This is a genomic window from Pseudomonas sp. 5.2 (genome assembly GCF_059025405.1).
Genome location: NZ_JBYBHH010000006.1, coordinates 70,116 through 91,495 on the forward strand (window position 1 = coordinate 70,116; position 21,380 = coordinate 91,495).

At 58.5% G+C, this 21,380-nt stretch carries 18 protein-coding genes and 1 pseudogene; 10 read left to right on the plus strand and 9 right to left on the minus strand.

The features are described from left to right. Positions 1–16: 16 nt before the first annotated feature. From AC5PZ0_RS11245 to AC5PZ0_RS11260, 4 genes are all read right to left on the minus strand, one after another. The gene (locus tag AC5PZ0_RS11245; RefSeq protein ID WP_493854949.1) at positions 17–2,506 is read right to left on the minus strand and encodes an outer membrane usher protein; all 2,490 of its coding nucleotides are present in this window, start codon (positions 2,504–2,506) and stop codon (positions 17–19) included. Positions 2,507–2,549: 43 nt separating this feature from the next. Further along, positions 2,550–3,077, minus strand: a complete 528-nt coding sequence (locus tag AC5PZ0_RS11250; RefSeq protein WP_265967614.1) for a fimbrial protein — start codon at positions 3,075–3,077, stop codon at positions 2,550–2,552. A gap of 71 nt (positions 3,078–3,148) precedes the next feature. Beyond that, entirely contained in the window at positions 3,149–3,703 is a 555-nt protein-coding gene (locus tag AC5PZ0_RS11255; protein ID WP_265967613.1) for a fimbrial protein, read from the minus strand. Between the two features lie 175 nt (positions 3,704–3,878). Continuing rightward, complete coding sequence (locus tag AC5PZ0_RS11260) at positions 3,879–4,505, minus strand: response regulator transcription factor (RefSeq protein ID WP_265967612.1); 627 nt, start codon at positions 4,503–4,505, stop codon at positions 3,879–3,881. A gap of 199 nt (positions 4,506–4,704) precedes the next feature. Here AC5PZ0_RS11260 and AC5PZ0_RS11265 point away from each other — a divergent pair, with 199 nt between their 5' ends. Beyond that, positions 4,705–5,889, plus strand: coding sequence for an EAL domain-containing response regulator (locus tag AC5PZ0_RS11265; RefSeq protein WP_493854950.1), 1,185 nt, complete (start codon positions 4,705–4,707; stop codon positions 5,887–5,889). A gap of 96 nt (positions 5,890–5,985) precedes the next feature. After that, complete coding sequence (locus AC5PZ0_RS11270; protein WP_493854951.1) at positions 5,986–9,627, plus strand: transporter substrate-binding domain-containing protein; 3,642 nt, start codon at positions 5,986–5,988, stop codon at positions 9,625–9,627. 82 nt (positions 9,628–9,709) lie between these two features. On the opposite strand, the gene AC5PZ0_RS11275 is transcribed toward AC5PZ0_RS11270, so the two are convergent. The 3 genes from AC5PZ0_RS11275 to AC5PZ0_RS11285 all read right to left on the minus strand — a co-directional run bounded on the left by AC5PZ0_RS11275 (position 9,710) and on the right by AC5PZ0_RS11285 (position 12,207). Further along, positions 9,710–10,351: a 3-oxoacid CoA-transferase subunit B gene (locus AC5PZ0_RS11275; RefSeq protein ID WP_027593312.1), complete on the minus strand. Its 642-nt coding sequence runs from the start codon at positions 10,349–10,351 to the stop codon at positions 9,710–9,712. 8 nt (positions 10,352–10,359) lie between these two features. Continuing rightward, on the minus strand, positions 10,360–11,055 hold the full coding sequence (locus AC5PZ0_RS11280; RefSeq protein ID WP_027593311.1) for a 3-oxoacid CoA-transferase subunit A: 696 nt from the start codon (positions 11,053–11,055) through the stop codon (positions 10,360–10,362). A gap of 246 nt (positions 11,056–11,301) precedes the next feature. Beyond that, positions 11,302–12,207, minus strand: coding sequence for a LysR family transcriptional regulator (locus tag AC5PZ0_RS11285; RefSeq protein ID WP_371097316.1), 906 nt, complete (start codon positions 12,205–12,207; stop codon positions 11,302–11,304). 114 nt (positions 12,208–12,321) lie between these two features. Here AC5PZ0_RS11285 and AC5PZ0_RS11290 point away from each other — a divergent pair, with 114 nt between their 5' ends. The 6 genes from AC5PZ0_RS11290 to AC5PZ0_RS11315 all read left to right on the plus strand — a co-directional run bounded on the left by AC5PZ0_RS11290 (position 12,322) and on the right by AC5PZ0_RS11315 (position 18,707). Further along, positions 12,322–13,512: a CaiB/BaiF CoA transferase family protein gene (locus AC5PZ0_RS11290; protein ID WP_493854952.1), complete on the plus strand. Its 1,191-nt coding sequence runs from the start codon at positions 12,322–12,324 to the stop codon at positions 13,510–13,512. Between the two features lie 16 nt (positions 13,513–13,528). Further along, the gene (locus AC5PZ0_RS11295; RefSeq protein WP_493854953.1) at positions 13,529–14,494 is read left to right on the plus strand and encodes a hydroxymethylglutaryl-CoA lyase; all 966 of its coding nucleotides are present in this window, start codon (positions 13,529–13,531) and stop codon (positions 14,492–14,494) included. Further along, positions 14,491–14,868, plus strand: a complete 378-nt coding sequence (locus tag AC5PZ0_RS11300) for a VOC family protein (RefSeq protein ID WP_027593307.1) — start codon at positions 14,491–14,493, stop codon at positions 14,866–14,868. The genes AC5PZ0_RS11295 and AC5PZ0_RS11300 overlap by 4 nt, the downstream gene beginning before the upstream one ends. A 38-nt stretch (positions 14,869–14,906) precedes the next feature. Continuing rightward, complete coding sequence (locus tag AC5PZ0_RS11305) at positions 14,907–15,455, plus strand: NAD(P)-dependent oxidoreductase (RefSeq protein ID WP_493854954.1); 549 nt, start codon at positions 14,907–14,909, stop codon at positions 15,453–15,455. Beyond that, positions 15,448–16,380, plus strand: coding sequence for a cation:dicarboxylate symporter family transporter (locus AC5PZ0_RS11310; protein ID WP_493854955.1), 933 nt, complete (start codon positions 15,448–15,450; stop codon positions 16,378–16,380). Before AC5PZ0_RS11305 ends, AC5PZ0_RS11310 begins: the two co-directional genes overlap by 8 nt. A gap of 257 nt (positions 16,381–16,637) precedes the next feature. After that, complete coding sequence (locus AC5PZ0_RS11315) at positions 16,638–18,707, plus strand: hybrid sensor histidine kinase/response regulator (RefSeq protein WP_493854956.1); 2,070 nt, start codon at positions 16,638–16,640, stop codon at positions 18,705–18,707. Positions 18,708–18,840: 133 nt separating this feature from the next. Here AC5PZ0_RS11315 and AC5PZ0_RS11320 read toward each other — a convergent pair whose 3' ends face one another. Both AC5PZ0_RS11320 and AC5PZ0_RS11325 read right to left on the minus strand, forming a co-directional pair. Continuing rightward, positions 18,841–19,518, minus strand: coding sequence for a type 1 glutamine amidotransferase domain-containing protein (locus AC5PZ0_RS11320; RefSeq protein WP_493854957.1), 678 nt, complete (start codon positions 19,516–19,518; stop codon positions 18,841–18,843). Between the two features lie 16 nt (positions 19,519–19,534). Continuing rightward, positions 19,535–20,278, minus strand: a complete 744-nt coding sequence (locus AC5PZ0_RS11325; RefSeq protein WP_493854958.1) for an SDR family oxidoreductase — start codon at positions 20,276–20,278, stop codon at positions 19,535–19,537. Positions 20,279–20,401: 123 nt separating this feature from the next. On the opposite strand from AC5PZ0_RS11325, the pseudogene AC5PZ0_RS11330 reads away from it, so the two are divergent. Both AC5PZ0_RS11330 and AC5PZ0_RS11335 read left to right on the plus strand, forming a co-directional pair. Next, positions 20,402–20,563: pseudogene (locus AC5PZ0_RS11330) on the plus strand (helix-turn-helix domain-containing protein); the annotation flags it as partial. A 39-nt stretch (positions 20,564–20,602) separates the two neighbouring features. Next, complete coding sequence (locus AC5PZ0_RS11335) at positions 20,603–21,310, plus strand: substrate binding domain-containing protein (RefSeq protein ID WP_493855080.1); 708 nt, start codon at positions 20,603–20,605, stop codon at positions 21,308–21,310. Positions 21,311–21,380: the final 70 nt, after the last annotated feature.

Here is a 21,380-nt window from a genome sequence, read left to right on the forward strand (position 1 = left end):
ACCTATTGCAGATAGATTAAGCGGCAGAGTCGTCCGCGTCGCTGACGGGCTGGCATAGCAGCTCCAGTTGCCGTTCAGGCGATACCACCGGGTCGGGCAGGGTGAAATGGCAGCGTGCGCTGCCGTCCCAATGCAGCGACATGGTTTCGCCCGGCTTCATGCCGCTCAGGTAAGTCGATCCTTCTTCGCCAACAATGCCGGTCTCCTGGCCGCGGCTGTTGCGTGCGCTGGCGCCAAAGGGCGGCGCGCGGTGATTGGCCATGCGAATCATGACCATGGCCTTGTGGCCGGCGATGACATCGAAACGGCGGTAGCCAATTGCGCCTTCGGTCAGGGTTGCCTGGGTAATCGACTGGGTGGCTTCGACATCGTCGGCCAAGTCGTCCAGCACGATGCTGGCCTGATTGCGGTAGTAGCTGTTGACGTCGGTCACCACCGCCTTGCCGAAACGGTTGGTGCGGGTTATGCCGCCGTTGCCGCGCACCGGTACGTCGGCAACCCCCTGGGTATCGACCAGCAGCCGCGTGCCGCCCATGATGTTGCTGCGATGCAGGGCCGCACCTTCGCCGGTCAGCGTGGCGCCGCCTTGCAGGGACAGCCCGGCCGAGCTGTACTCACCGGCCTGGTAGCTGGCGCTGGCCACTAGCTGAGCCGCATCCCCGTCATGCGACAGAAAACCGCTGGCCATTTCCCCGCTGGAAGACTTACCCGCGCTGAGCATGTAGTGGTTGCGTGCATCGATACGGTCGTAATAGCTCAGGCTATGGGCGGTGTCGCCGCGGTTGACCGACGAGCTGTAGCTGAACGAACCGGTGCTGTCCCAGGGGATGTTGACCGACAGGTAGGCACCATCATCGGAGGTGCCGTTGCCTTTGTTCTGGTAAGCCGTCAGCGACAGGCTGAGGTTCTTCAAGCCACCGACATCGAAATAGCGCGACAACGACAGGCTATAGCGGTCACTCGCCTGGCTGTTCCAGTAAGTCTGGTGGTTGTAGTTGAAGTACACGCTGAGCGCCGAATCGCGAAATTGCTTGCTCACTGTGGCGGTGTACAGCTCCTTGCTCTGGTTCAACGGCCGGCTGCTCCGCCGGGTCTCGATGAATTCGTTCATGCTCATGTAGTTCTCTTCGGAGAACCGGTAGCCGGCAAAGGTGATCTGGCTGTCGTACTCGTCGAAGCGCTTGGAATAGCTGGCACGGTAGGACTTGCCGCTGAGTGTGTCGCGCTCCGCAAGCGTGGCCCGCGATTGGGTGACGTCGAACGAGAGCGCCCCGAATGCCATCAGGTCACGGCCCACACCCACGGCGAGCGATCCATAATCCTTGGCGCCGAGGCTGCCGCCATACAGCGACCAGCCGTTGCTCACACCCCAGGAAAACTCACCCGTGGCGAACGCGGGGCCATCGAGCTGATGTTCCCAGTCAGACGGTTTACCGGTGGCCAACTTGTAGCGCACCGTGCCTGGGCGAGTCAGATAGGGGATGCTGGCGGTGTCCATCTGGAACTCCTGAACGCTGCCATCCTGTTCTTCGACGCGCACGTCCAGCTGGCCAGAGACCGCATCGTTGAGGTCCTGAATGCGAAACGCCCCTGGTGGCACCTGGGTGTCGTAGAGCACACGGCCTTGCTGGCGAATAACTACGCGCGCGTTGGTGCGGGCCACACCGCTGACCTCCGGGGCATAACCCCGGAGGTTGGGCGGCAGCATGTTGTCGTTGCTGCTGAGATTGACGCCGGTGTAGCGGAAACTGCCGAACAGGTTGGAGTCCAGGTAGTCTTCGCCGACGATCAGGTTCGAGCGCAGCGACGGCACGGCGCGCAGCGCATAGAAACGGCTCCAGGCAAACTGGTTTTGTGACGGCTGGTCGTCACTGCGTTGCATCTGGGTCTGCCAGTCGCCACGCAAGCGCCAGGCGCCCAGGTTGACCCCGGCGGTTCCGTTGCCGCTTAGGGTGTCGCTGCGGCCTTTGCCGTGCGTACGCTCGGTGGTCTGAGCGTTCAAGTTGTAATCGAACAGCACCCCGGAAATACCTTCGTCCCAGCGCGACGGTGGGTCCCAGTTCGGAGCGGTGTATTCCAGCTGATCCTGGGGAATGCTCACGTACAGCGCCGAAGTGCCCAAGTTGCCACGGGCCTGCAGGCCAGGAACGCTGGCCAAGTCAAGACAGGCGCCACCGTGCCACCAGGCCAGTGAATTGATAACCTGCTCTTTCAAGCCCAGTTCATTGACCAACGCCGGCGAAAGACAGGCGACGCTGCTTTTCGGATCGTCTTCGGCCGGGAGATAGTCGACGGCAAACTCCGTCAATGTATCGCGGTTCACGTGTACCATCAGGCTGTATTGGCCGGGCATGATGAAGTTGGCCGAAGCAAACACCCCAAGATCAAGGTTCTCGCGATCCTTGAGGTCCAGTACATCGGTGTTGAATTGGAATTCTTCGGCTGCACTTGCCCACGCCGCGATACAGCACAACGCCGTGGTAGCCAATACCTTACGGTGATCCACGTGACTAAATCCTTGAGCGGAAACTGCGCTAATGCAGTGCAGTTCAGAAGTGCTGAATGTTCAGCTTGAGGGTGGCGTGATAATCGCCTGCTTCCAGTACACGTCCGCTACCGACGAGCGTCAAAGAATAATTGAGCAGCAACTGGTCGGCAGACAGAGGGCTGTGCTCGAGTAACATGCCGGGCGATACCAACTTGCCCCGGTGATCTTTTATTTGCAGTGCAATACCTTTTGCGACGCCCTCAATGGCGAAGTATTTACCATACGCTTGGCCGTCGAATGTCAGCCTGAAACGCTGGGACGTATCAGTATCGTTAGATTTTTCCGATGCAATACAGTCGGTAACATAGACGGTCAAGAACTGCTGCGAAGACGGATCACCGTTGAGCAATCCATTCAGTGCCATGGGTTTGAACGCAACTGTCTGACGGTCGCTTCCCACACGGATGGAGCAGGCGCTGTCGACGATGCTCCCGGCCATTTGTACTCGCCCCTTGAGTGCATCAGCCGCGCAGACGGGCGGGCCAAGGGGTAAAAGGACCAGTAGCAGCAGTGTGGTTGAGCGAATCATCTAAACCTCCGCAAGCTTCCCCGCAGCACGCAGTGAGCGCGTACTGCGGGGCACTTCAGTGACGAATGACGTTACTGATAAGCGAGGGTGAAGTTGGCGAATGTCTCGAAGTTGCCTGGTACGATTTCGGCCGCGGTGGCTGCGCCGCCACCCTGTGCGGCAACCATGTCACCCTGCAGGTAGGCTTGGAATTCCAGGTAGGTGTCGCCATTGGACAGCGTCTGCGCAGGCGAAGCGTCGCCCAGCTTGATCAGCTCGCCGGTGTGGCTGGCGATGGCCAGGCTGGCGCCTTGGGCAGTCCCTTTGATTGCCAGCAGGTCTGGGTTGGAAGCAGGCGAACCGGTGAAGGTTGCAGTGGCCGACTTCAGGGCGCCCAGTTCACAGCCGCGCAGTTCGATCTTGAAGGTTTTCGGGCTGGATTTACCGCCGTTTTTCAGGGAAACGTTGGAGATTTCATCCATCGGGACAGTTTGGTAGGCCGAGTCTTGAGCGATGGAGCACGGTGCATCGATAATCGCGCCCTTGAAGGTAATGACACCGTGGCCCTCATCCTTGGCAAAACTGACTGCCGAAGTGGCTGCCAAGGTCGCCGCCATAATTGCGCCAGCCAACGTACTAACTTTCATGTACTACTCCTAGTTTTACATTGAAGTGATTGAAGAAGACTCAATCGAACACTCTCGCTGCTCGGGTATCTGTGTACCGTTGAGCTGGAGTAAGCCTAGGGGCGGGGAGGGAAGAAGTGAGTAGGACGTTGCCGACGAAGGCGTAGGAAAATTCCTACACGCCTTTAAAGACCGTTCACGGCGTCAATGCATTGCGCTTGGCAAACTCAGCCAGGTCAACCAGCGACGCAGCGCCCAGCTTTTGTAGCAGCCGTGTTTTGTAGGTGCTCACGGTTTTATTGCTCAGAAACAGCATGTCGCCAATCTGTTTGTTGGAGTAGCCCTGCGCCAAGTATTGCAAGACCGTCACTTCCCGGTCGGTCAGTGAACGAATCTGCTCCAACTCCGAAAGTTGCTCTGCAGGGTTGACACTGTCAAACGTCAGCGAAGGAAAGAACGTATAGCCGGCATCCACCGATTTGATCGCGGTGATCAAGCTGCCCAAGTCTTCTTCCTTGTTGACGAAACCGCGCGCACCTAACTGAATACAGCGTCGGCATACCGAATCGGCGGGCTGCGAAGTCAGGATGAGTACCTTGCTACGTACATTCAGCATTTTGATCTTGGAAATAACGGTAAACCCGTCCAATTTGGGAATACCAATATCGAGAATGACCACCTGCGGGTTGAGTTCGCGTACCAGCTGAACTGCATCCAGGCCATTGTCCGCTTCGCCCACCACACGCATGCCGTGCTTTTCCAGCAGCACCCGGACGGCAAGTCGAATGACTGGATGATCGTCAACTATCAGAACGCTGTGCATAGTGTGATTTTACCTTGAGAACGCGCTTGTTACAGAACGGTATCGATTAGCCACTAACAGGTTAACACCATTGGCTGTGTAGGACAGAGCTGTAGTTGCTTAGGAAATTTCCGATGGATGAGAGGAAATTTCCCATGGAGGTGTTGGCGGTGCGCCTCGCAGACTGTGCTTCCTTCAATGGCGTGCGTGTAGACCTGCGATGCAAGACTTGACTGTTCTGGTGCTGGAGGATGAACCCTTTCAACGCCTGGTCACCGTGACAGCACTGCAAAAAGTGTTGCCGGGACCCATTCTGCAAGCGGCGGACGGCCATGAGGCCGTGGCTGTGCTGTCCAACTGCGACGCAGTGGACATTGTGCTGTGTGATTTGAAAATGGCCGGCATGGACGGCCTGGCGTTTCTTCGCCAAGCCAGTTGCAGCGGCAAGATTGGTGCAGTGGTGCTCTGCAGCGAGCTGGACCCGGCGCTGCGGCAGGCCACGGTCGCCATGATCCAGTGCCTGGGCCTGACTTTTTTAGGCGATCTGGGCAAGCCATTCAACCTGGACGGTTTCAGCCAGGTGGTCAAACGCTACCGGGAACATTGCAGCGCCGTCCCCAGGTTGTTATCGCCTGCCGAGCTCCCGACCCTGGGTGACGTGCAACAGGGCCTGGACAATGGTGAGTTCGAGGCGTACTACCAACCCAAAGTTACCCTCCAAGGCCAGTCACTGGTTGGCGCAGAAGTGCTTGCACGCTGGACCCACCCTCAGTGGGGTGTGCTGGCGCCCGCTCATTTTTTACCGGTGATGGAAGAGCACAACCTGATCAACCGCCTGTTCTGGCAGTTGTTCGAGCAGGGCCTTGCCTTTCAGCGAAGGCTGGCAGCGCAGGGGCAGGGGATCAACCTGGCGTTCAACCTGCACCCGGCACAGTTGGCCTGTGCCGCGCTGACCGAGCGCATCACCTTGCTGATCAGGCGTTCGCAAGTGCCTGCGGCCAGCGTGATGTTTGAAATCACCGAGTCTGGCCTGATCAGTGCACCCGCCAGAAGCCTGGAGAACCTCGTGCGGCTGCGGATGCTCGGCTGTGGTTTGGCCATGGACGATTTTGGTGCCGGATATTCTTCGCTGGATCGGCTCAGCGATCTGCCATTCAGTGAGATCAAGCTTGACCGGGCGTTCGTGCGCAAGATGCAAAACCAGCCCAAAAGCGCTGCGATCATCAGCTGCTCGGTGGCGCTGGCTCAGGCGTTAGGTATCTCGCTGGTCATCGAAGGTGTAGAGACCGTCGAGCAACAGGCCCGGCTGATTGAGTTGGGCGCCACCCTTGCCCAGGGTTTTCTGTTTGCCCGGCCGATGCCGGAAAGTCACTTTATCGACTTCTGCACGCAGCATAGGTTGTGAGCTTGGCTTGCAGGTACGAGCGACTGCTCCGGCTTTGAACTATCATTGCGCCGCTCCTGGCGGCGATCCCCAGGCATTTTCGGTTGTTTATCTCGTATGCGTCTACGTTCCCTCTGCCTTTCCATCGGCCTGCTGTTGAGCAGTGCGCCGCTGCTGGCCGCCTCCTTACCACTGGCCCCGCAGGTGCTGGCTAGCCAACTGCGTATCGACCGTCATGACATGGCGATTTCGACCGAGGACTGGCATTGGCTCCGGCACAAGGCCGAGCTCAAGGTTGGCGTGTCTGCAACCGAAGCCGCGCCGTTTTCGGTCAACGCCCAAGACAACCTGTACGAGGGCATCAGCGCCGACGCAACCGCACTGGTCGCGCAGCTGTTGGGTTTGCAGGTGAAAGTCGTGCCCTTTGCCAGTGAGCAGGACGCGCTCAAAGCAGTGCAGGCCGGTAGCGTCGACGTGATCAGTATGCATGGCAGCACTGCGCCGCGGCCGGACCTGCTACTGAGCATTCCTTACGCCCAGGACCGGCTGGCGGTGTTCAAGCGCAGTGCCGAACCCCGGCATTCCCCGGTCGACCTTGCCGGCTTGCGTGTAGCGATTACCCACGAACACAGCGCTGAGCTCAAGCAACACTACCCGAGGGCGGATTTCCGGGTGTACGCCGACCACGATAAGGCGATTGCCGCTGCTGCGTTCGGGCAGGCCGATGTTTATCTGGACGACCTGTACAGCGCCTACTACCTGATCAATCGTTCGTTTTATAACTTCGTCCGTTTCGAGCGGTTTTCCGACGTACGCGGAGGCGACTACAGCTATGCCCTGCAGGTCGACAACACGCGTTTGCAGCGGCTGCTCAATGTGGCCCTTACCTCCATCGGCGAAGCTCAGTTGCGCAATTTGGCCAAGCGATGGGTAGGCAACAGTTACATCCCCAGTGAAGCGCCGATCGACCTCACCGTAGAGCAGGCACGCTGGATCCAGCGGCATCCGGTGATACGGCTGGTGATCAATGATGACCTGGCGCCCGGCGCGTATTTCGATGCGAGTGGGGTGTTTTCCGGTGGGATCGCCGATATCCTCGAAGTGGTCACCCTCAGTACCGGCCTGCATTTTGAAGTGGTTTCACGCAGTGGCGGCTTCCCGCAGATCATCGACGCCGTGCAAAAGGGCAAGGCAGACCTGGCGTTGATGACGGCAAGTTCCGAGCGCGAAGAGTACCTGCGCTTTTCCCGGCCACTGCTCAACAGCCCGTTTGTATTGCTGAGCAGCACTGATCAACAAGGCAAGCTGGGCAACCTGGTCGACAAGCGTGTTGCGGTGCCCACAGGCCATGTGGCCATCGAGCAACTGCGCAAGCGTTACCCCGAAGCCCGTGTGGTGGAGGCGGGGGGCTCGCTGGACTCGATGAACCTGCTCTACGAGGGCGAAGCCGATGCCGCCATGGTGTCGTTGCCTGCGGCGCGCTATTACATCGAGCGTTTGTTTCGCGACAAACTGGGCATCAACGAGATACTCGATGTTGGCCCGGCGACGGTCAATTTCGCCATGCGCCGCAGTGATGTGGAGCTGCAGTCGATCATCGACACTGTCTTGCAGAGCATTGCACCGGACGAGCTCAATGCGATTTCCAACCGCTGGCGTTCGCCACCGGGTATGAGCGGTCAGACCTGGGTCGATTATGAGCGCCTGATCACTGAAATTGTCGCCGCTGCAGCGCTGTTGCTGTTGCTTTCGCTGGTATGGGTGTTTTACCTGCGCAGGCAGATCAAGGCCCGGCTCAAGGCCGAGCGGATGCTCAACGATCAGTTGCAGTTTGTCGAAACCCTGACCGACTGCATGCCGCCGCCGCTTTACGTCCGTGATACCAAGGGGCGGATGCTGTCGTGCAACCGTAGCTACCTCAAAAGCGTTGGCCTGAGTGCCGAAGCGGTGCTGAATAAAACCGTCCGTCAATTACCTAAGGAGAACTTCGAGAGCCTCCCGGACTTTCACCGCAACTACTTTCAGGCCATGCGCGAAGGGCGGACGATCGAGTCGGTACATGCCGTGCAGCTCCAGGGCAGGGAGGCGTGGATCAACCATTGGGTGCAACCCTTCCAGGACTCCAAAGGTGAAATCAAGGGCGTGATCTGTGGTTGGCTGGACATCACAGAACACCGCCAGCTGGTAGCGCAGCTGCAAGAAGCGAAGGCACTTTCAGACGACGCCAGTCGCGCCAAGACCAGCTTCCTGGCCACCATGAGTCATGAAATCCGCACGCCCATGAACGCCGTGATCGGCATCCTTGAGCTTGCGCTCAAACGCGCCGAAAGCCAGCCGATCGACCGTGCCAGCATTGAAATCGCTCACACCTCGGCCAAGAGCCTGTTGGAGCTGATCGGCGATATCCTCGACATCGCCCGTATTGAGTCGGGGCGCCTAAGCCTGTCGCCCAAGCGTGCAAACTTGCGTGAGCTGGTTGAATCGGTAGCCAGGGTGTTCGAGGGGCTGGCCAGGCAAAAACGCCTGAACCTGATCCTCGACATTGATTCGAGCATCAACTGCGATGTGCTGGTCGATGCACTTCGCTTCAAGCAGATCCTCTCGAACCTGATCAGCAATGCCATCAAGTTCACCGAAGAAGGCTCGATCAAGGTCAGTATTGCCGGGCTGCAAGTCAATGCCAGCCTGCTCAATGTCCACCTCAGCGTCGAAGACACCGGCGTGGGCATCAGCCTGGCCGATCAGCAGCGCCTGTTCACGCCCTTTGTCCAGGCGCAACGCAATGTGCAACAGACTGAAGGGACTGGCCTGGGCCTGGTGATCTGTCGGTCGCTGTGCGAAATGATGGGGGGCAGGGTGGTGCTGACCAGCACCCTGGGGCGCGGCACCCGGGTGGATGTCGAAATGCGCCTGCAGGTCCTTGAGTACATCGCCACGCGGCACGTACCTGGGCTGATCCCGGCAAGGCCTCGGCAGCGATTGCAAGTGCTGATAGTGGATGATCATCGGATCAACCGCCAGGTGCTGCACGAGCAACTTAATTTTCTCGGCCATGACGTCAGTGAGGCTGAAAATGGCCAGGTGGCTTACGAGCGTTGGCGTGATCAGCCCTTCGATATCATCATCACCGACTGCCATATGCCGGTGATGAGCGGCGTCGACCTTGCTCGGGCGATCCGTAAGGCGGAACAGGCGCGAGGCGGGGAGGCGTCGGTGATCATCGGCCTGACAGCCGATGCCCAGCCCGAAGAGATCGAATTGTGTATTCAAGCCGGCATGAACGAGTGCCTGATCAAGCCGCTGGGGTTGGATGACCTCGATGCGCGCCTGCTGGCACTTGGGCCAGAGGCGGCATTCGATACTGTTGTGCTAGAGCATTGCCCGCCAGCGCCACTGCTTGCACCCACTGAGTCGAAAAAGCTGCTTGATCTCGGGCCGTTGGAGCTGTTGATCAGCAGTGAACCGGTGAAGTTTCGCCAGATCCTGGACGAACTGATCCATAACAATCGCAAAGACTGCAAGACCTTGCATGCCTTGCTAGGTGAACGGGATACCGACCGGTTGCGAGAGTACGCACATCGAATCAAAGGTGCCGCGAGGGTGGTCAAGGGGGAGCAATTAGTCGAATGCTGTCAGCGCTTGGAGGTTGTGTGCGCGGACCCGCAGGTGACTTTCGGGCAGATGGCGGACGCCGTGGGCAAGATTGAAACTGCTATCGATGAACTGGAACAGGCGCTGTTGGCGTTTCAGACGTCCTGACGGCCCAAGCAGATCCGCCTTGGCGGCGATGCGACCTTTTAGGCCCATTCGCCGGCAGGCGGATACCTACGCTTTGCGCGGGTTACTTGATCAGCGGTACGCCACTGAGCTTCTGCAACTCGTCGAAGTCGATGTCGGCGCAGATCTCGACCACTTTCAGCCCGTCGGACGTCACGTCCAGCACGGCCAGGTCGGTGTAGATGCGGCTGACGCACCCAATGCCAGTCAGCGGATAGGTGCACTCGGGCACGATCTTGCTTTCGCCGGACTTGGTCAGGTGGTCCATCATCACGAACACCTGGCGGGCGCCGGTGGCCAGGTCCATCGCGCCGCCTACGGCCGGGATCGAGCCTTCGGCGCCGGTGTGCCAGTTGGCCAGGTCACCTTTGGCCGACACTTGGAAGGCGCCCAGTACGGCGATGTCCAGGTGGCCGCCACGCATCATCGAGAACGAGTCGGCGTGGTGGAAGAAGGCACCCCCGGTGAGCAGGGTCACGTGCTGCTTGCCGGCGTTGATCAGGTCATCGTCTTCTTCGCCCGGCGCGGGGCTTGGGCCCATGCCCAGCAGGCCGTTCTCGCTGTGCAGGAACACTTCCTTGTCGCCCAGGTAGTTGGCCACCATGGTCGGTGCGCCGATGCCCAGGTTGACGTAGGCGCCTTCCTGAATGTCTGCGGCCACGCGCTGGGCCATCTCGGTGCGGGAGAGCTTTTTGGTGATGGTCATGGCAGGCCTCAGACAGCGTTGGCGATCGAAGAAGCGGCAGCGCCGGTGACGGCGACCACACGCTGGACGAAGATACCCGGGGTGATGATGTGTTCCGGGTCCAGTTCACCGAGTTCGACAATCTGGTCGACCTGGGCAATGGCGGTTTTGGCGGCCATGGCCATGATAGGGCCGAAGTTGCGAGCGGCCTTGCGGTAAACCAGGTTGCCCCAACGGTCACCCTTGTGCGCCTTGATCAGCGCGAAGTCAGCGTGCAGCGGCATTTCCAGGACGTACTGGCGGCCGTCGATCTCACGGGTTTCTTTGCCTTCGGCCAGCAGGGTGCCGTAGCCGGTCGGCGAGAAGAACGCACCGATGCCCGAGCCCGCGGCGCGGATACGCTCGGCCAGGTTGCCTTGTGGTACCACTTCGAGTTCGATCTTGCCGGCCCGGAACAGTTCGTCGAAGACATAGGAGTCGGACTGGCGCGGGAACGAGCAGACCACCTTGCGCACGCTGCCCGCCTTGAGCAGCGCGGCCAGGCCGACCTCACCGTTGCCGGCGTTGTTGCTGATGATGGTCAGGTCGCGGGTACCGGTGGCGATCAGAGCATCAATCAGCTCAGACGGCATACCGGCAGTGCCGAAGCCACCGACCATGATGGTCGAACCGTCGGTGATGCCTTCCACCGCGCTGGCGATGGACTCAAACGTTTTATTGATCAAAGCGAGCTCCTGGTTTTTCCTGGAGTAGGGATTGTCGACCTGGCCGGCGCGCTTCGAAGCGACTGGGCCAGTCAGCGCCTAGGAAATGTTTGCTGACTGCCGATAGCGTGCCGCAAGATTGGGCACAAGTAGAGAGAGGGGAGCGGATTTTGTGCGATTATCGAACTGTTGTGCGGTGTGCGGGTATTGTTGATGGGCATCTCAGCCCAGGTTTTTCTTTGATTCGTGGGGGCGTCATTGCAGAAATTACAGGTCGTTTTCTCTACCCGCGAGATACTCGAACAGCTTGGCCGCCTCAGGCGATAGCTGGGTCTCACCTGCAACCCCTACATACAGCGTTCGCATGGCCCAGTCATCGGTGAGCCTGATGGCTTGGATCTGCGTCCCTAGCAGCTCTTTCCTCACTGATGCCAGCGGCAGAACGCCCACGCCAAGGCCGGCCTCGATCATCCTGCAGATCCCATCGAAGCTGCTGACCTGAATGCGAACCTTCAGCATCTTTCCGTTCGCTACTGCTGCGTCAGTCAAGCGCCGCAGCAGCGAACTGCCTTGGTTGAGTGCCACGAAATCGTAGTCTAGCGCGTCCGCCAGCGCTATCTCGCTCGATGCAGTCAGTGGGTGATCAGTGGGCACCAGCAGCACCAGTTGATCACGCCGGTAGACCCTCTTCAACAGCCCCTCAGACGCGACGTTGTCAGCAAAAATCCCGATGTCAGCTCGGCCATTGAAAACAGCGTCCACAATGTCGTCGCTGAGCGCTTCGTCCATCCCTATGCGGACATGCGGGTTATCGGCAAGGTAGCTCGCCAGATCCTGGGGTAGAAATTGCACGACAGCAGACGTGTTGGCGGTCAGCCGAACGTGACCGCGCACGCCCATGGCAAAGTCATTTGCATCGCAAGCCATGCGGTTGACGCTCTCGAGTATATGCCGAGCGTGATCAGCGATGCCTCGACCCGCTGCAGTCAATTCCACCCCACGTGGCAAGCGGACGAACAGTGCGCAGTCGGTAATGCGCTCCAGCTCAGACAGGCGCTTGCTCGCGGTGGAGAGCGTCATGTTTGCGCGATGGGCCGCTTGAGTCAGATTGAGCGTTTCTGCCGCGAAGACCAGGAGGCGTAGGGATACCAAATCCACATGTAGAAGGCTCATCAATGGCTCCTAGCCTTTCGATTTTGGAAAGGGTACTGGATAGTTTCGCAATTTTCATCATGCACAATGAGAGGGATCATCCTGCCATAACAACCAACAAGAGCGGATGACGCCATGACCCTCCCATTACAAGGCATCAAGGTCATCGAAATGGGGCAGCTGATTGCTGGCCCGTTTGCTGCCAAGATGCTCGCCGAGTTCGGTGCCGACGTTATCAAGATCGAGCCACCTGTGACCGGCGACCCTCTGCGCAAATGGCGCATGCTCCACAACGGAACGTCCGTATGGTGGGCTTCTCAATCGCGCAACAAGCGCTCTATTACGCTGGATCTGCGTCAGGCTGAAGCCCATGATGTGGTCAAGCGGCTGGTTGCAGACGCTGATATCCTCATCGAAAACTTCCGCCCCGGCACGCTTGAAAAGTGGGGCCTAGGGTGGGACGTCCTGCGCGAAATCAACCCCCGCCTGGTCATGCTGCGTGTGTCTGGCTACGGGCAGAGCGGCCCGTACCGTGACTTACCGGGCTTTGGTGTCATTGGGGAGGCCATGGGTGGCTTACGCCATCTCTCCGGTGAGCCAGGGCGTACGCCTGTGCGGGTTGGGGTGTCGATCGGTGACTCTCTGTCTGCGCTTCATGGGGTGATTGGCGTTCTTCTGGCTTTGCGCCATAGAGAGCAGAACAACGGCGAGGGGCAGCAGGTTGATGTCGCGCTGTACGAGTCTGTGTTCAACATGATGGAAAGCCTGATCCCTGAGTACTCGGTATTCAAGTCCATTCGCCAACCGGCTGGCAGCAGCCTGCCTGGGATCGCACCCACAAACGCATACCGTTGCAAGGATGGAAAGTATGCGCTGATCGCGGGTAATGGGGACAGCATCTATCGCCGCCTGATGGAGAAGATTGATCGCCTCGATCTCGCCAATGATCCTGAGCTTGAGCAGAACGATGGCCGCGTTCGACACGTAGCCCGCATCGACGCTGCGATCTCGACCTGGACGGCCGAGCGCTCGCTTGAAGAAGTCCTGGATGCGCTGAACGATGCGCGCATTCCTGCCGGCAAGATCTACGACGCCGCCGATATCGCAACCGACCCCCACTACCAGGCTCGTGAGATGTTGCTGGCGAGCACGCTGGACGATGGAACACCGGTCACCCTGCCAGGCATCGTGCCCAAGCTCCTTTCCACGCCAGGGCAATTGCGATCAAGGGCACCGACACTCGGCGAGCACACCGACCACGTCTTGAATGCGTACGGCATCGATGCGCAAACCCGTGAACAGTGGCGCGCACGCGGCATTATTTGAAGTACGGAGTAACCTGATGAAACGTCTATTTATGCAAGAAGTCGCAACCCGTGACGGCTTCCAGAACGAAGCAACCTTCATCGAGACGGCTGACAAGATTTCGATGATCGACACGCTTAGCCAGTGCGGCTTCGCCAAAATTGAGGTGACCTCGTTTACCTCGCCCAAGGCGATTCCGGCGCTGCGTGACGCAGAAGCCGTGATGCATGGCATCAAACGCCAGCCCGGGGTCGAGTATACGGTGCTCGTTCCCAATGTCCGGGGTGCCGAGCGCGCATTGGGTTGCGGAATCGACGAGGCCAACCTGGTCATGTCGGTGAGCGAACCCCACAACAGGTCCAATCTGCGCATGACCCGTGAAGACTCCTTTGCTCAATTGAAGGAAGTAGTCTCGGTTATTGGGCAAGGCACCGTTGCCGTGAACGTGTCGCTCTCTACGGTATTCGGTTGTCCGATGCAGGGCGATGTGGCGTTTTCAGAGGTAATGAGCTGGGTTGCCCGCTTCGCAGATTTGGGTGTGCGTGGGGTTACGCTGTGTGACACCACAGGCATGGCGTTCCCTTCTCAGGTGCAAGCCTTGTCAGCTGAAGTGCTCAAACGCTTCCCTGAACTGCAGGTGACGCTACATTTCCACAACACCCGCGGCATGGCCCTGGCGAACACGTTGGCCGCACTCGAGGCCGGGGTCGATCGGTTTGACGCTTCACTCGGTGGGCTGGGCGGCTGTCCCTACGCCCCGGGCGCGAGTGGCAATGTGTGTACTGAAGACCTCGTTCATATGCTCGACCTGATCGGATACGACACCGGCGTCGACTTGGACAAAATCCTCATGGCCTCAGCACGCCTGCCAGGGTTGATCGGGCACTCAACGCCCAGCCAGATCCTCAAGGCGGGTAAGCGCCTGAACCTGCATCCCATCCCTGATCACGTCCACAACATGACCAAGCAAGTCGTGTCGGCGATACCGGAGGTGGCGAAATGATTGACCACCTGGACCATCTGGTACTTACCACCATTGATGTCGAAGCGTGCAAAGACTTCTATGTCCGCGTCATGGGCATGCGCCTCGAGACCTTCGGGGCAGGGCGCCTGGCGTTCTGTTTTGGCAATCAGAAGATCAATGTCCACGTCCGCGGCCAAGAGTTTGAGCCAAAGGCCCATCTACCCGTTCCCGGCGCATTGGACTTGTGCTTCATCGCCAGCGTCGGTCTAGAACAGGTGATTGCACATCTGCAGGCCCAGGCGTGGCCGATCGTTGAAGGGCCCATTCAGCGCACGGGCGCCACTGGGCCTATCCGTTCAGTCTACGTGCGCGACCCAGATCTCAACCTGATCGAGATTTCCGAGCCGCTGTGAACGCGCTCGCGACCTGACAAAATAACAAGAGGTACTTCATGAATACCGTATTCCTGGACGGCGCCAGCCTGCCGTCTGCCATGCCGCGCCCCACATTTGCTAACAGCTGGACTGTCCGCGAGCGCACAGGCCCTGACGAGGTGGTCGCTGCGCTTGCAGATGCCCAGGTTGCCATTACCAACAAGGTGAAATTGGGGCGGGTGCAGCTTGAACAACTCCCTGGGTTGAAGCTGATCTGCGTCGCAGCGACCGGTTATGATTGCATCGACATCGCAGCGTGCAGGGATTTGGGCGTTACCGTTTGCAATGCACCGGCTTACTCAGCGGTAAGCGTTGCTGAAGCAGTTGTCGCCTCCCTGTTCGCACTCCGCAGGCGCCTCTTCGAATACCGTGAGGCCGCGTCACGTCAGTGGCCCACCTCCAATCACTTCTGCGTGCACGGTACGCCGATCCTCGACATCCGGGGCGCCACCCTGGGTATTGTGGGGCGCGGTGATATCGGGAGTAGGGTGGCCCGGTTGGCTTCAGCGCTCGAGATGAAGGTGATCTTCGCCGAGCATCGCGGCGCGGCCACTGTCCGTGACTGATCCCGCTACGCTGGATGCATCCGCTATTGCTGGCTACACCAAGGCTGCACACGATCAAAGCGTTATTGGCTTCCTGACTCACATCATTCCCACCACCGTGTTTGGCGCCTTCGCTGACGGCGAGATCCTTCAGGTACTGTTTATCTCTGTGTTGTTCGCCTTTGGGCTCCAGCTGCTAGGGCCTATCGGCAAACCGCTGTTGGCGACGATTGATCTGGTTGCTCAAGCGTTCTTCCGGATGCTCAAAATCGTCATGTACGTGGCACCGCTGGGCGCTTTCGGTGGCATGGCATTCACGGTGGGCAAGTACGGTATCGGATCGCTCGCGGCCTATGGAAACCTGCTGATCTGCTACTACGTGACCGGCCTTGTGTTCGTGTTCGTGATCTTGAACCTTGCCGCTCGGCTGGCTGGTTTCAGCCTCTGGAAGTTTTTGAAGTACATCAGGGAAGAGCTGTTTCTGGTGCTCGGCACATCGTCCTCTGAGTCCGCGCTGCCGCGACTCATGACCAAGCTTGAGAAGCTTGGCTGCGAGAAGTCCACGGTGGGCCTGGTGGTGCCGTCAGGCTATTGCTTCAACCTGGACGGTAGCTGCATCAACATGACGGTGCTGGCCATCTTTATCGCCCAAGCCCTGGATATCGATGTATCACTCTACCACCAGATAACGCTGCTGCTCATCCTGCTGCTGACTTCCAAGGGGGCAGCGAGCGTGACCGGGGGCGCGTTTATCACGCTGGCTGCGACGCTTGGCTCCATCGACGTCATTCCCGCTGCCGGCCTGGTGTTGGTGCTGGGCGTCTACCGGTTCATCTCTGAAGGCGGTGCACTGATCAATGTGATTGGTAACGGTGTCGCCGCACTGTTTGTGGCTCGCTGGGAAGGTGTTCTCGATCAAGAACAACTCAAACGCGAGCTGGGCTAGGTTTACGTGCTGGCCTTCCTGATGCCTGCCACGCACAGGTAGCAGGCGGGCTGGCGCGTAACTTTTCAGGTATGAGGCAAGCATGCCTCAGCCGTTCCGGTGTAAGCGCTATATGAGATATTCCGCGTGGAGTACAAATGTACTCCACGCGAGTGCGCTTCCAAAAGGCGAAGCGCTGTGCTCGCTATCGCTCGGCATCACGCTTTAGAATCGCCTCCAGTGGCAAGTCGCTCATAGGCGTAAGAAAGAGGCAATTTATGGATCGCGAAGGCGCCGGCTCTTCAGGAGACTTGGATGCTCCCGCATCACCCCATCAGGAGTCCGCGTTTCCGACGAGCGTTTTGGAGCGCCTGCAGTTGGCGCTCGATGCTGGCGCGATCGTTGGAACGTGGGTGTGGAACATCCTCGACAACCAAGTGACTGCGGATGAGCGATTCTCGCGATCTTTTGGACTTCCAGCAGATAAATGCATGGCAGGTATCCCGATTGAGGAAGCCTTCGCCTCTATTCACCCTGACGATCGTGAACGTGTCTCTGCCGATATCGAAGAGGCGATGACCCGCGGGGGGGCCTACCGGTGTGAATACCGCGTCAGACAGCATGATGGCAACTACCGTTGGATTGAGGCTAATGGTAGAGCTGAGCTTGACGATGAAGGTCGCCCTGTTCGGTTCCCTGGCGTTCTCATGGACATTGAGTCACGCCGGTCAGCAGAGGCTGAGCGCGACAGGATGTCAGCGTTGCTTCGTACCTTCACTGCTGCCGTTCCGGGTGTTGTCTACGCAAAAGATCTAGCGGGGCGGCTGATCGTTGCCAACGATGGTGTCACCCAACTGGTTGGCAAGCCACCGGAGCTCTACCTGGGCAAAACCGACTTGGAGTTTTTGGAAGACAAAGCCCAAGCACGCCAGATAATGGAAACCGATCGGCACATCATGCAGGGCGGGCAGGCCGTTCAGATCGAAGAGCGTGTCGACATGCCGGATGGCACAGCCACCTACTGGCTTTCGGTCAAAGCGCCACTGTGCGACGAAGCAGGCGAGGTCATGGGGCTGATCGGCTCATCCATCGATGTAACCGCGCGAAGAAACGCCGAGGCGGAGCTGCTTGAGCTCAACCGCACCTTGGAAGCGAGGGTTGAAGAAGCTGTGGCCGAGCGAGAAGCGGCGCAAGCAGCGCTGCGTCAATCGCAAAAAATGGAAGCGGTCGGCCAATTGACCGGAGGCATCGCACACGACTTCAACAATCTGCTGGCGGGCATCACGGGGAGCCTTGATTTGATCAAGCTCCGCTTGAAGCAGGGACGCATAGCTGATGTAGAGCGCTACCTGACAGTGGCCCACGGTGCGGCGCATAGGGCGGCCTCACTCACTCACCGGCTGCTAGCGTTCTCTCGCCGCCAGACACTGATGCCTGTTCATACCAATGTGAACACCCTCATCAGCGATATGGAGGAGCTAATAAGTCGGACAGTAGGGCCAGCCATTCAACTCAAGGTGGAGCTCCATGCGGCATCGAGTACCTGCCTGGTCGACCCGGCCCAAGTGGAGAACGCGCTGCTGAACTTGTGCATCAACGCGCGTGACGCGTTGAAAGGCGGAGGGTCAATCGCCATCAAGACCTACAACGAGGAACTGGTGCAAGGGGCCGAGCTGGATCCGGAATTGGAGCCTGGAACCTACTTCACAATCTGTGTCGCCGACGACGGTCTCGGCATGAGTTCCGAAACGCTCACTCGAGTATTTGAGCCGTTCTTCACGACCAAACCCGTAGGGGCGGGCACCGGGCTTGGGCTGTCCATGATTTATGGCTTTGCCAAACAATCGGGCGGGCAGGTCAGGATCGAGTCGGAAGAGGGGCGAGGAACCCGGGTATTCCTTCAATTACCCAGCCTTGCAGCCAGCGTCGAAGCTGCACCTCGCGCAGAGTCCTTGCCTGAATCGCCAATGGCCTTGCCAGGCGAGACGGTACTGGTCGTCGATGATGAGCCCTCCGTCCGCATGTTTGTGAGTGAAGCGCTGGGGAACTGCGGCTATATCGTCATTGAGGCCGCCGACAGTTTGGCTGGCCTTCAATTACTGCGTTCGGATACCCGCATCGATTTGCTGGTGACCGACATTGGCCTCCCAGGAGGCATTGACGGCAGGCAGATGGCCGATGCCGGCCGCTGTACTCGGTCGGGGCTTCCGGTCTTGTTCATGACGGGGTATGCGCAGCCGCACGTGTTGGACAATGCCCAGCTAGAGCCCAACACGGCTGTGCTGACGAAACCGTTCACGCTTGAAGCGTTGACGTTGAACGTTAATGCTTTGCTCAAGGGTTGCTAAACCAAAACGAGTACGACACGCAAATATCTGAGGCGATCGGCTGCGGTCATGACGGACTCCTCTGCAGCTCTCAATGAGGGGGGGGTTATCTGGCCCGCCTGAAATCTTGATGAGATCAGGCGGGCTGAAGAGACTATTTCAATTGAGCGACGAGTGCCTTCGCTACGCCTTCAGAGCTTGCTGGGTTCTGCCCTGTGACCAGCTTGCCGTCTTCGATAATGAATGGCGCCCAATCGGGGCCTTTCTGGTAATGCCCGCCCAAGCGCTGGAACTCATCCTCGATTAGGAAAGGCACCACGTCGGTTAACGCCACGGCCGCTTCCTCGCCGTTCGTAAAGCCGGTAACTCGACGGCCTTTAATCAACGGGGCGCCGTCAGCAGCCTTGACATGGCGAAGTGCGCCAGGCGCGTGGCATACGAACCCAATGGGTTTGCCAGCGCGCTCAAAAGACTCAATCAGGCTGATGGAGGTCTTTGACTCCGCGAGGTCCCACAGCGGCCCATGACCCCCCGGGTAAAATACCGTGTCAAAGTCTTTCTCGCTGACGGTATTGAGCTTGACGGTATTCGCGAGTGCCTTTTGCGCAGCTGCGTCGGCATTGAAGCGTTGGGTCATGTCAGTTTGGAAGTCAGCCAGTTCACTTTTCGGATCAAGCGGTGGTTGGCCTCCTGCAGGCGACGCGAGAACGATTTCGGCACCAGCCTCCTTGAAGATGTAGTAGGGGGCGGCGAATTCTTCGAGCCAAAACCCCGTTTTCAACCCGGTGTCACCGAGTTTGTCGTGCGACGTAAGTACCATCAAAACTTTCATTTCTTGTCCCTCTAACTCAGAAGTCCTGCGATGTCGGACGCAGCACGATCTCATTGATATCCACGTCAGCCGGTTGCTCAATGGCGAATGCGATGGCTCGTGCAACGGATTGCGCAGGAATTGCGTTTTTGTAGAAATCAGCCACTGCCTGCGCACTGGCCTCATGCCCGCTACCGAACTTAAGTTCAGAATCCACCGCACCGGGTTCGATTGTGGTCGTGCGGATGCTTCTACCAACCTCATGGCGCAAGCCATCCGAGATCGCGCGAACAGCGTATTTTGTGCCGCTGTAGACAGAACCCCCTGGGCTGAACACCTTGATACCGGCCACGGAAGAGATGTTGATGAAGTGACCTGAGCCTTGCTTCTCGAACAGAGGTAACGCAGCCGCGATACCGTACATGACCCCCTTGATGTTGATGTCGATCATACGATCCCATTCATCGACTCGCAGTTCCGAGAGAGGTGCGATTGCCATCAGGCCGGCGTTGTTGATCATCACGTCTACACGGCCAAACGTGTCTACTGCGTGCTGAACGAGGGCAACCAGGTCTTCGCGAAGGGTCACGTCTACCACGCGCGCCGTGGCTTTACCGCCACCGGCTTGGATGTCCGCAACGATTGCCTGAAGCCGGTCGTTGCGGCGTGCGGCCAACACGACGGAGGCACCCAGTTTCGCCAAGTGCCGAGCGCTGGATTCGCCCAGACCACTACTTGCACCTGTGATTACGACCACTTTCCCTTCGATACCATTGCTCATTTCGCTAACCTCGGTGGGTGGAGATGGCACCGATTATGAGTTGCCATTCAATCACATAGAATGGAATATTTAGGATTTGAAAATTCCGATTTGTGGAATAACGTAATGCTGAACCGACTAGAAATGATCAGAGTTTTCCTTACGGTCGTGGACGCTTCGTCCTTCCGTGAGGCCGCGAACCAGTTGGGAGCTTCCCCGCAAAAGGTTACGCGAGCGGTGCAGGAGCTTGAGCGGCTACTGGGCGAGCCCCTGTTTCACCGGAGCACGCGACAGATGAGGATCACGGATTTCGGAAGGGAGCTCGCCCGGGATGCGAGAGCGTCCGTGGAAAGTTTCGACCAACTGTTTGCGAAGGCAGACCATGGTGAGGAGGACGGGGTCGTTGGGCGCGTGGGGCTGACCGCCCCTCATGCGATCGGCAAACTCTATCTTGCGCGCTTCCTGGCAGAGTTGCGCCGGCAACATCCACAATTGAGCATCGACCTTTCGTTGGATGATGAGCTGACAGACTCAGTGGTATCGAAGATTGATATTGGCATTCGGGTGGGTACCGTCCGAGATCGGCGATTTATCGCCAGGACTGTCGCGAGTGTTCCGCTGATTGTCGTTGCCGCGCCCGCGCTCATCACCAGTGCGGGTATGCCCTCGAACCTGGACCAGCTCAAAGACATGCCCTTGTCCTTGCTCCTGGATCGTAGGTCCGGGCGCGGTTGGCCGTGGATTTTTGCTAACGAAGAGAGTTTTACGCCTGAGCAACCTGGCTTCACCTGTGATGATCCGGAAACCGAGTTGGAAATGGTGCTGCAGGGGGCTGTGTTTGCCCAAATGCCTTTGTATCTCGCGGAGCCTCATTTGTCCCAAGGTACCCTTGTGCAGGTGGTGCCTGACTATGCTCCGCAGCCGCTCGATTTGGTTCTTTATCGTACGCGACCCGGGCCCGCGCCACGCCGAATACGAGTGGTATATGACTTCTTGTTGAAGAAACTCGGCGACAAAGATCTGTTTCCTGGTGGTGCTCCAACGATGGCTTAACAGGGTGTGCACAGGTCAGCAATGATCATCTTCCGCGCTGATCCAAAAATTATGTGTTGTTCTAGGGGTA

Excerpts from the sequence above, each read along its gene's own strand:
- AC5PZ0_RS11250 (WP_265967614.1), bottom strand. The coding sequence starts at position 3,077 with ATGATTCGCTCAACCACACTGCTGCTACTGGTCCTTTTACCCCTTGGC.
- AC5PZ0_RS11255 (WP_265967613.1), bottom strand. The coding sequence starts at position 3,703 with ATGAAAGTTAGTACGTTGGCTGGCGCAATTATGGCGGCGACCTTGGCA.
- AC5PZ0_RS11260 (WP_265967612.1), bottom strand. The coding sequence starts at position 4,505 with ATGCACAGCGTTCTGATAGTTGACGATCATCCAGTCATTCGACTTGCC.
- AC5PZ0_RS11265 (WP_493854950.1), top strand. The coding sequence starts at position 4,705 with ATGCAAGACTTGACTGTTCTGGTGCTGGAGGATGAACCCTTTCAACGC.
- AC5PZ0_RS11270 (WP_493854951.1), top strand. The coding sequence starts at position 5,986 with ATGCGTCTACGTTCCCTCTGCCTTTCCATCGGCCTGCTGTTGAGCAGT.
- AC5PZ0_RS11275 (WP_027593312.1), bottom strand. The coding sequence starts at position 10,351 with ATGACCATCACCAAAAAGCTCTCCCGCACCGAGATGGCCCAGCGCGTG.
- AC5PZ0_RS11285 (WP_371097316.1), bottom strand. The coding sequence starts at position 12,207 with ATGAGCCTTCTACATGTGGATTTGGTATCCCTACGCCTCCTGGTCTTC.
- AC5PZ0_RS11290 (WP_493854952.1), top strand. The coding sequence starts at position 12,322 with ATGACCCTCCCATTACAAGGCATCAAGGTCATCGAAATGGGGCAGCTG.
- AC5PZ0_RS11295 (WP_493854953.1), top strand. The coding sequence starts at position 13,529 with ATGAAACGTCTATTTATGCAAGAAGTCGCAACCCGTGACGGCTTCCAG.
- AC5PZ0_RS11300 (WP_027593307.1), top strand. The coding sequence starts at position 14,491 with ATGATTGACCACCTGGACCATCTGGTACTTACCACCATTGATGTCGAA.
- AC5PZ0_RS11305 (WP_493854954.1), top strand. The coding sequence starts at position 14,907 with ATGAATACCGTATTCCTGGACGGCGCCAGCCTGCCGTCTGCCATGCCG.
- AC5PZ0_RS11315 (WP_493854956.1), top strand. The coding sequence starts at position 16,638 with ATGGATCGCGAAGGCGCCGGCTCTTCAGGAGACTTGGATGCTCCCGCA.
- AC5PZ0_RS11320 (WP_493854957.1), bottom strand. The coding sequence starts at position 19,518 with ATGAAAGTTTTGATGGTACTTACGTCGCACGACAAACTCGGTGACACC.
- AC5PZ0_RS11325 (WP_493854958.1), bottom strand. The coding sequence starts at position 20,278 with ATGAGCAATGGTATCGAAGGGAAAGTGGTCGTAATCACAGGTGCAAGT.